At 64.1% G+C, this 7,762-nt stretch carries 8 protein-coding genes; 6 read left to right on the top strand and 2 right to left on the bottom strand.

All coding sequences use genetic code 11. From position 1 onward, the window contains the following. The 6 genes from CN311_RS28905 to CN311_RS28880 form a co-directional block, all read left to right on the top strand. Nucleotides 1-412: LysM peptidoglycan-binding domain-containing protein (locus CN311_RS28905; protein WP_245440984.1), on the top strand; the 412-nt coding region annotated here is incomplete at its 5' end. Between the two features lie 64 nt (nucleotides 413-476). Continuing rightward, entirely contained in the window at nucleotides 477-809 is a 333-nt protein-coding gene (locus CN311_RS28900) for an ArsR/SmtB family transcription factor (protein ID WP_097577027.1), read from the top strand. 15 nt (nucleotides 810-824) lie between these two features. Further along, complete coding sequence (locus CN311_RS28895) at nucleotides 825-2,711, top strand: ABCB family ABC transporter ATP-binding protein/permease (RefSeq protein WP_097577026.1); 1,887 nt, start codon at nucleotides 825-827, stop codon at nucleotides 2,709-2,711. A 141-nt stretch (nucleotides 2,712-2,852) separates the two neighbouring features. Beyond that, on the top strand, nucleotides 2,853-3,200 hold the full coding sequence (locus CN311_RS28890) for an antibiotic biosynthesis monooxygenase (protein WP_097577025.1): 348 nt from the start codon (nucleotides 2,853-2,855) through the stop codon (nucleotides 3,198-3,200). Continuing rightward, nucleotides 3,109-4,026, top strand: a complete 918-nt coding sequence (locus CN311_RS28885; RefSeq protein WP_280954057.1) for a phosphatidylserine decarboxylase — start codon at nucleotides 3,109-3,111, stop codon at nucleotides 4,024-4,026. The genes CN311_RS28890 and CN311_RS28885 overlap by 92 nt, the downstream gene beginning before the upstream one ends. Nucleotides 4,027-4,029: 3 nt before the next feature. Further along, nucleotides 4,030-4,848 (top strand): CDP-alcohol phosphatidyltransferase family protein, encoded by an 819-nt coding sequence (locus tag CN311_RS28880; RefSeq protein ID WP_097577023.1) that lies wholly within the window; start codon nucleotides 4,030-4,032, stop codon nucleotides 4,846-4,848. A gap of 160 nt (nucleotides 4,849-5,008) precedes the next feature. Here CN311_RS28880 and CN311_RS28875 read toward each other — a convergent pair whose 3' ends face one another. Together CN311_RS28875 and CN311_RS28870 are read right to left on the bottom strand one after the other, a co-directional pair. After that, on the bottom strand, nucleotides 5,009-7,231 hold the full coding sequence (locus CN311_RS28875; protein WP_097577022.1) for an AMP-binding protein: 2,223 nt from the start codon (nucleotides 7,229-7,231) through the stop codon (nucleotides 5,009-5,011). A gap of 102 nt (nucleotides 7,232-7,333) precedes the next feature. Next, nucleotides 7,334-7,741, bottom strand: coding sequence for a tautomerase family protein (locus CN311_RS28870; protein ID WP_097577028.1), 408 nt, complete (start codon nucleotides 7,739-7,741; stop codon nucleotides 7,334-7,336). Nucleotides 7,742-7,762 lie beyond the last annotated feature (21 nt).

The raw sequence follows: 7,762 nt of genomic DNA, 5'->3' as shown, positions 1-7,762 counted from the left end.
GCCGGCGGTCGCCGGCGCCGAAGCATCCGCGGCACCCGCAACAGAGCCTTCCACGCCGCCCGCCGTTGCTGCCACCGATCCGGCTGCACCTGCGCCCGAGGCGCCGGCCGACATTGCCACGGCGACGCCGCCAACTGAAGTTCCCGCGACGGTGGCGCCCAAGCTTGAGCATGCCGACAGCGCCGTTATCATCCGCCGCCACGACACGCTGTGGCGGATTTCGCGGCGGGTCTACGGCCAGGGCATGCGCTATTCGACCATCTACCTTGCCAACCAGGATCAGATCGCCGATCCCGACCGCATCTGGCCGGGGCAGGTGTTCAAGGTTCCGGAAAAGTCGAAGGAAGGCGAACCCGCCAACCTCAAGGCAATGGGCGACCAGATGACGACAGCTCCGGCGAAGACAGAGTAGAAATCTCTTTTCTTCTTCCCAAGGTCTTGAAGAAATTTCATTCATCGTCTATCGCCGATAGACGATGAATTCTCTCGTGATTGAGACCCGGAACACCTGCGGCTTCGCCGACAGCCAGGCCGTTGCCGCCAAGCTCGCCGCGCTTTCGCATCCGGCCCGCATCGAGATTCTCAAACATCTGTCGGCCAGCCACTCGTGCTGCTGCCGGGAGGTTGTCGACCATCTCGACCTGGCGCAGTCCACCGTTTCCCAGCATCTGAAGATACTGGTCGACGCCGGTCTGGTCCGCTACGAGCCCGATCGCCAGCGTTCGCGCTATCAGGTCGACCGCGATGCGCTCGCCGGTCTTTCAGCGTCGCTGACCACGCTCGTAAATTCCTGCTGCTCCGGCTGCTGAGATCAGGGCAAGAAAATGGCCGAAAAAACCGTCTCCGAGTCCGGCTCGACCTTCGATACATTGCGCAATCTGTGGCCGTACATGTATCCGGCCGACCGCCCGGACCTGCGTTGGCGTGTAACCTGGGCGACCCTGCTGCTTGTCGTCGCCAAACTCGTGCTCGTCGCCGGGCCTTACTTCTTCAAATGGGCAACGAACGCGCTGGCGGGGCAGGGCGCGGCCCTGCCGCCATTGTTGCCAGCTTTCCTTTTGGCGCCGGTCGCTCTCGTGATCGCCTATAATTTTCTGCGTCTCGTACAGCTCGGCTTCAACCAGTTGCGCGACGCGCTGTTTGCCCGCGTCGGGCAGTATGCGGTGCGCCAGCTCGCTTTCCGCGCCTTCGTCCACATGCATGAGCTGTCGCTGCGCTTTCACCTGGAGCGCCGCACCGGCGGCCTGTCGCGCATCATCGAGCGCGGCACCAAGGGCATCGAGACGATCGTTCGCTTCATCATGCTCAATACGGCGCCGACCATTCTCGAATTCGCGCTGACAGCCGGGATCTTCGCCTTCACCTATGGCTGGAAATACGTCGCCGTCGTTGCCGTGACCGTATGGATCTATGTCTGGTTCACGGTGAAGGCGAGCGACTGGCGCATCACCATCCGCCGCGACATGAACGACAGCGATACCGACGCCAACACCAAGGCGATCGATTCGTTGCTCAATTTCGAAACGGTCAAATATTTCGGCAACGAGGCGATGGAGGCCGAGCGCTTCGACCGCTCGATGGCGCGCTACGAGGTCGCCGCGACCAGGATCTGGACCTCGCTCGGCTGGTTGAATTTCGGCCAGGGGGTGATCTTCGGCCTGGGTACGGTTGTCGTCATGTGCATGTCGGCGCTGGAGGTGCAGGCCGGCACGCAGACGGTCGGCGACTTCGTCTTCATCAACGCCATGCTAATGCAGCTTTCGGTGCCGCTCAACTTCATCGGCTTCATCTATCGCGAAATCCGCCAAGGGCTGACCGATATCGAGCAGATGTTCGACCTGCTCGATGTCCGCCAGGAGATTGTCGACAAGCCGGACGCCAAGCCGCTCGCCGTCTCGGCCGGCAAGATCGAATTCCGCGACGTGCATTTCTCCTACGATCCCAACCGCAAGATCCTCAAAGGCGTCAGTTTCGAGGTCCCGGCCGGCAAGACGGTCGCCATCGTTGGACCATCGGGTGCTGGCAAGTCGACCATTTCGCGGCTGCTGTTCCGCTTCTATGATGTCCAGGATGGCCAGGTGCTGATCGATGGCCAGGATGTCAGGGACGTGACGCAGGAGAGCCTGCGCGCGTCGATCGGCATGGTGCCGCAGGACACCGTGCTGTTCAACGACACCATCGCCTACAACATCCGCTACGGCCGCATCGATGCCAGCGAGGAAGACGTGCGCAAGGCGGCCGAGCTTGCCCAGATTGGGCCTTTCATCGAGCGGCTGCCCGACGGCTACCGTTCGATGGTCGGCGAGCGCGGACTGAAGCTTTCCGGCGGCGAGAAGCAGCGCGTGGCGATCGCCCGCACCATCCTGAAGGCGCCGCCCATCCTGATCCTCGACGAGGCGACCTCGGCGCTGGACAGCCACACCGAGCAGGAAATTCAGGCCGCACTCGATCTTGTCAGCAAGGGCCGCACGACCATCGTCATTGCCCATCGGCTGTCGACCGTGATCACGGCCGACGAGATCATCGTGCTCAAGGATGGCCAGATCGCCGAGCGCGGCACCCATGGCGATCTGCTGCGCAAGCACGGCCTCTACGCCTCGATGTGGGACCGTCAGCGCGAGGCGACCGAGGCCGAGGAGCGGCTGCGCATCGCCCGCGAAACCGACGAGCTCGGCGTCATCGTGCGCCGTCGCACTTCGGAGGTGAGCTGAGGGCTCGATCAACGGCCGATTTTTCGGCTTGACCTCAACTTAAGTTGAGATCGTACATCCCCGGTCGAAGGTGCCTGGCGCGCCTGCTGTGACCATGATCGGAGAAGATCGTGGTCAAACAAGAGATCGGAGACAGACGAAATGGATAAACCAAATCAAAAGCCTGGCAATGACAGCGTGTTCAGGGTCGACAAATTCGTCGTCCCGGCCGAGGCTCGCGAGGAGATACTGCGCAAGGTCAGGGCGACGCATGAATTGCTGCGTCTCCAGCAAGGCTTCGTGCAGGATTTCCTGCTCGAGCAATTCTCGGGGCCAGGCGAATTCAACCTGGTCACCATCGTCGAATGGGAGAACCAGGCGGCCATCGACAACGTCGTGCCGATCGTCAAGGCGGTGCATGAGCGGGCGGGCTTCAACCCGCAGGCGACAATCGCCCGGCTTGGCGTGCGCGCCGATATCGCCAATTACCAGCGCTTGCCCGAGCTGTAGGAAGGTTAGCCCACGCCTGGCGCCGGGTGGGCCGGGCTCTCTATTGTTGCGTTGCGGGAAGGGGGGCTTTCCGCTATTGAGGCCGGACTTGAAACAGGGACCGCCCCCATCCCATGAGCCTCATCCCATGAGTATCGTCGACACGATCAAGAATGCGTTCGTTCCGATCCATCGCGAGGGCTATCCCTTCATTGCCGCCTTCGGCGCGGCGACGCTGGTGCTTGGGTACTTCTCCACATTCCTGTTCTGGGTCGGCCTCATACTGACGGCGTGGTGCGCCTATTTCTTCCGCGATCCCGAGCGTGTCACGCCTGTCGATGACCGGCTGGTGGTAAGCCCCGCCGACGGCATCATCTCGGCGGTCGGTCCGGCCGTGCCGCCGCGCGAGCTTGGCCTCGGCAGCGGCGAGATGACCCGTATCTCGGTGTTCATGAACGTCTTTTCCTGCCATGTGAACCGCGCCCCGGTGCGTGGCCGCATTTCCAGGATCGAACACCGGCCGGGCAAATTCCTCAATGCCGAACTCGACAAGGCAAGCTCCGAGAACGAGCGCAACGGGCTCGTCATCGATAGCCCGAACGGCACGGTGGCGGCGGTGCAGGTCGCCGGCCTGGTGGCGCGGCGCATCGTCTGCTGGGCCGAGGCCGGCAATGCACTCGCCATCGGCGAGCGTTTCGGACTGATCCGCTTCGGCTCGCGCGTCGACGTGTTCCTGCCGTCGACCGCGACGCCGCGCGTTGCCGTCGGCCAGACCGCCGTCGGCGGCGAGACCGTATTGGCCGAATTCGGCGGCGTTGCCGCGACGCCGCTCGTGCGGATTTCCTGACCGGTGGGCGCGCCGTTCAAGAAATTCGAGGCGCATGCCAGCGGCGGCCCGCGCATCCGCGAAATCCCGATGCGCATGGTGCTGCCCAACCTCGTCACCGTGCTTGCCATCTGCGCCGGCCTGTCCGGCATCCGCTTCGGCTTCGAAGGTCGCTTCGAGCCGGCGGTGGTCATGGTGCTGCTTGCCGCCTTTCTCGACGGTATCGACGGCCGCCTGGCGCGGATGCTGAAGGCGACATCCAAATTCGGCGCGCAGATGGATTCGCTGGCCGACATCGTCAATTTCGGCGTCGCTCCGGCCCTGGTGCTCTATGCCTTCCTGCTCGACCGCGCCGGCTCGCCCGGCTGGATCGCGGCGCTGTTGTTCACCATTGCCTGCGGGCTGAGGCTTGCCCGTTTCAACGTGCTTGACGAGGAGAAGACCGAACGTCCGCTTTGGCAGACCGAATATTTCGTCGGCGTACCGGCGCCGGCCGGCGCCGTGCTGGTCATGCTGCCGCTCTATCTCTATTTCCTGCGGCTTGGCCTGGAGCCGAGCCGCCTGGCCGCCTTCATCGCCACCGGCTTCACCATCCTCGTCGCCTTCCTGCTTGTCAGCCGGCTGCCGGTCTATTCCGGCAAGAGCATACGCATACCGGGCGACAAGGTGCTGCCGGTCATCCTCGGCGTCGTCCTCTATGTGCTGTTGCTGATGACCTATCCCTGGTACACGCTGACCGCGTCGGTCGCCGGCTACCTGATCTTCCTGCCGTTCAGTGTGCGTGCCTATACCAGGCGCGCCAAGCGCGAGGGCGAGAAGGTTCCACCTTCTGATATTGGTTGACGCCGCTTTTATCTCCCCCCTTGAGGGGGAGATGTCGCCGAAGGCGACAGAGGGGGTCGGTTCGACCGGGCTCGGCCTCCCGTGGCAGAAAGAGGTCGGCGCTTCACGCGCGGCGACCCCCTCTGGCCGCTTCGCGGCCATCTCCCCCTCAAGGGGGAGATTACGCCGCCGCGCTCAGCCCCAGCCTGTCGATCGCCAGCTTGCGGGTCGAGACATAGTCGGTCTTGCCAGAACCCAGCGCCGGGATCTCCTCGACCTTGACGATGTCGTTGGGCACCATCAATTCGGCGGCACCTGCCTTCTTGCCGAACTTGCGCAATTCTTCCGCGTCGGCATCGTCTGCGGTGGTAACCAGCACGATGCGCTCGCCGCGCCTTTTGTCCGGCACCGCGACCGCGGCATGGCGTTCTTCCGGCCACAGCGACTGCACCAGCATCTCCACTGCGCCCAGCGATACCATCTCGCCGGCGATCTTGGCGAAACGCTTGGCGCGGTCGCGAATGGTGATGAAACCTTCGCGATCGACCGAAACGATGTCGCCGGTGTCGTGCCAGCCGTCGAGCGGCTGCAATTCGCCTGGCCGGTCCGCGGTCATGTAGCCCATCATCAAATTGGGTCCATTGAGCCACAATTGCCCGGCATCGCTGATGCCCTCGACCGGTTGCAGCTTCATGCGTATCGCCGGCAGCAGGCGCCCGACCGTGCCGTCGCGGCCATGGATGGCGGTGTTGACGGCGACGACGGGTGCTGCCTCGGTCAGTCCGAAGCCTTCGATGATCTCGGCCTGGAAGCGCTCGCGATAGACGCGGCGCGTCTCCGGCTTCACCGCCTCGGCGCCGGCGACGACAAAGCGCAGACTGGAGAAGTCGCCATCCTTGGCGGTGCGGGAATAGTTGGCGAGGAACGTGTCGGTGCCGAACATCACGGTCGGCCGCACCTTGCGCGCGATCTCGGGGATGATCTTGTAGTGAAGCGGCGAGGGGTAGAGGAACAGCCTTACCCCGGTGACCAGCGGCAGGATGGTGCCGCCGGTCAGGCCGAAAGAGTGGAACACCGGTAGCACGTTAAGCAGGATGTCGGCCGGCGAGATGGTGATGCGGGCCTCGGCCTGCATGGCGTTGGCGTAGAGATTTCGGTGCGACAGCAGCACCGCCTTGGGCGTGCCTTCCGACCCCGACGTGAACAGGATCACTGCCGGCTTGGCCGCGTCCTGCCGTTGCAGCGGCCAGCGCCAGCGCAAGGCTGCCGCGAACTTCTCCAGCGTGGTCACGCTTTCGCGGATATCCTCCAGCCACAACAGCTTGGCGCCGCCCTTCTCGACCGCCGCGACGATGTCGGCAAGGTCGGCCTTCTCGACGAAGGCGCGGGACGAAACCACCGTGCGGATCATCGCTGTGCGCACGGCCGCTGTGACGCTCGCCGGCCCGGCGGTGTAGTTGATCATCGCCGCCACCCGGCCGGCCGACAGCAGGCCGACGAAGGACAGCACGACGCCATTGGCGTTGGGCAGAAGCAGCCCGACCGCTTCGCCCGGCGCGGTCGCGGCCTCGAAGCGGCGGCCCAGCACCCGCGCGCCGATGAACAGTTTGCGGTAGCTCAGCGCGCCTGAGATGACGTCCTCGACGATCGGATGCGAGGCGCCGACGCGGTCGGCGGCGTCACGCATGGCCAGGAACAGGCCGCGATCGAGATCGCTGCCGAACAGCCGGGCCTCGGCAACGCGGTCGAACAGCGCATTGGTGTTCGAGGCCTGGTCGGGGTTTCGCGCCACGAGCTCGGCGATGGTCATTGGCTCCAGCACGCTGATCGACAGGCGCGCAAACCAGCGGCGCGGCGCCTTGTCCGCCGGCGTCAGCGAGACCGGCAGGGTGCGCGTACCGGCGACGAAGATCGGCACGATGCTGGCGTCGGCCTGCATGGCGATGCGGGTGACGGCGCGAAACAAACGATACGTCTTGACATCGGGCTCGACCGCGTCGGGCAGGTAGACGGCGAGGCGACCCTTGCCCTTCAGCAACCGCACCAGCCGGCGGCTGACGAAGACATGCTCGGCGTTGAAGGCGATGGTGCGGCCTAGCTCGCGCCACGGCTCCAGCCAGGGAGACCGCGCCGAGACATCGTCGAGGATGTGCAGAGTGTCATCAGGCAACAGCGACAGCATCAGCGCCGGCTCGATGCGCGACTGATGCGAGATGACATAGATGACCGGGGCCGCCGCTTTGCGCGCGATCCTGATGCGGTCGTCACCGATCCGGTATGCAAGCTTGAACGGTACATAGAGCAGTGCCTGGGCAAAGCGCAGGCCGAGGCGGAACTTTTCCACCACGCCAATCAGCAGCCAGGCCGCAACGAGGCCCGCAAGCAACGCCAGTGTCAGGATCATTGCCGCTTCTCTCCCAACGGATTTTCGCACCGCGGCTCTTCACGACCGCTTCGGGGGAGAACCTAGCGAAAGTAGGGGCGACGTCAATGTGGGAAGGAGGTGCTACGCTGCCTTCAATCGGCCACTGATGAAGCGAAATTCCTGCGACTTGCCACCGAAACCATAGGCGGCCGCCGGTACCTCGTGCACCAGGGCATAGCTTTCCTCGTGAACATTTCCCAGGATTTGGCCGTAGGCGGCAAAGATCGCTCGGAGATAAGCCTCCAGCTCGAGCTTGGTGTTGGTGCCATCGACGACCTTGATGTCGAGCCAGAAAGTGTTGGCGCCGTGCTCGGCCAGCGACTTGCCACCGGCGAACCAGTGTTGCGGGTCGAGATAGGTGATCGCGACCGCGGTAATCGTCGGGTCCTTGCGCAGATGCGTGGCGGTCAGTTCGGTGACTTCCCCGGCGATTCTCGCCGACAAGGCGGCGTCGGGCTTGCCGGTGACGCTGACATTGATGATCGGCATTTTTCTCTCCTTGGTTGAGAC

Origin of the sequence: Mesorhizobium sanjuanii, from assembly GCF_002529485.1 — a bacterium.
Taxonomy (GTDB): Bacteria; Pseudomonadota; Alphaproteobacteria; order Rhizobiales; family Rhizobiaceae; genus Mesorhizobium; species Mesorhizobium sanjuanii.
Note: the sequence above shows the minus strand (reverse complement) of the source record. Positions and strands in the feature narration are given on the sequence as shown.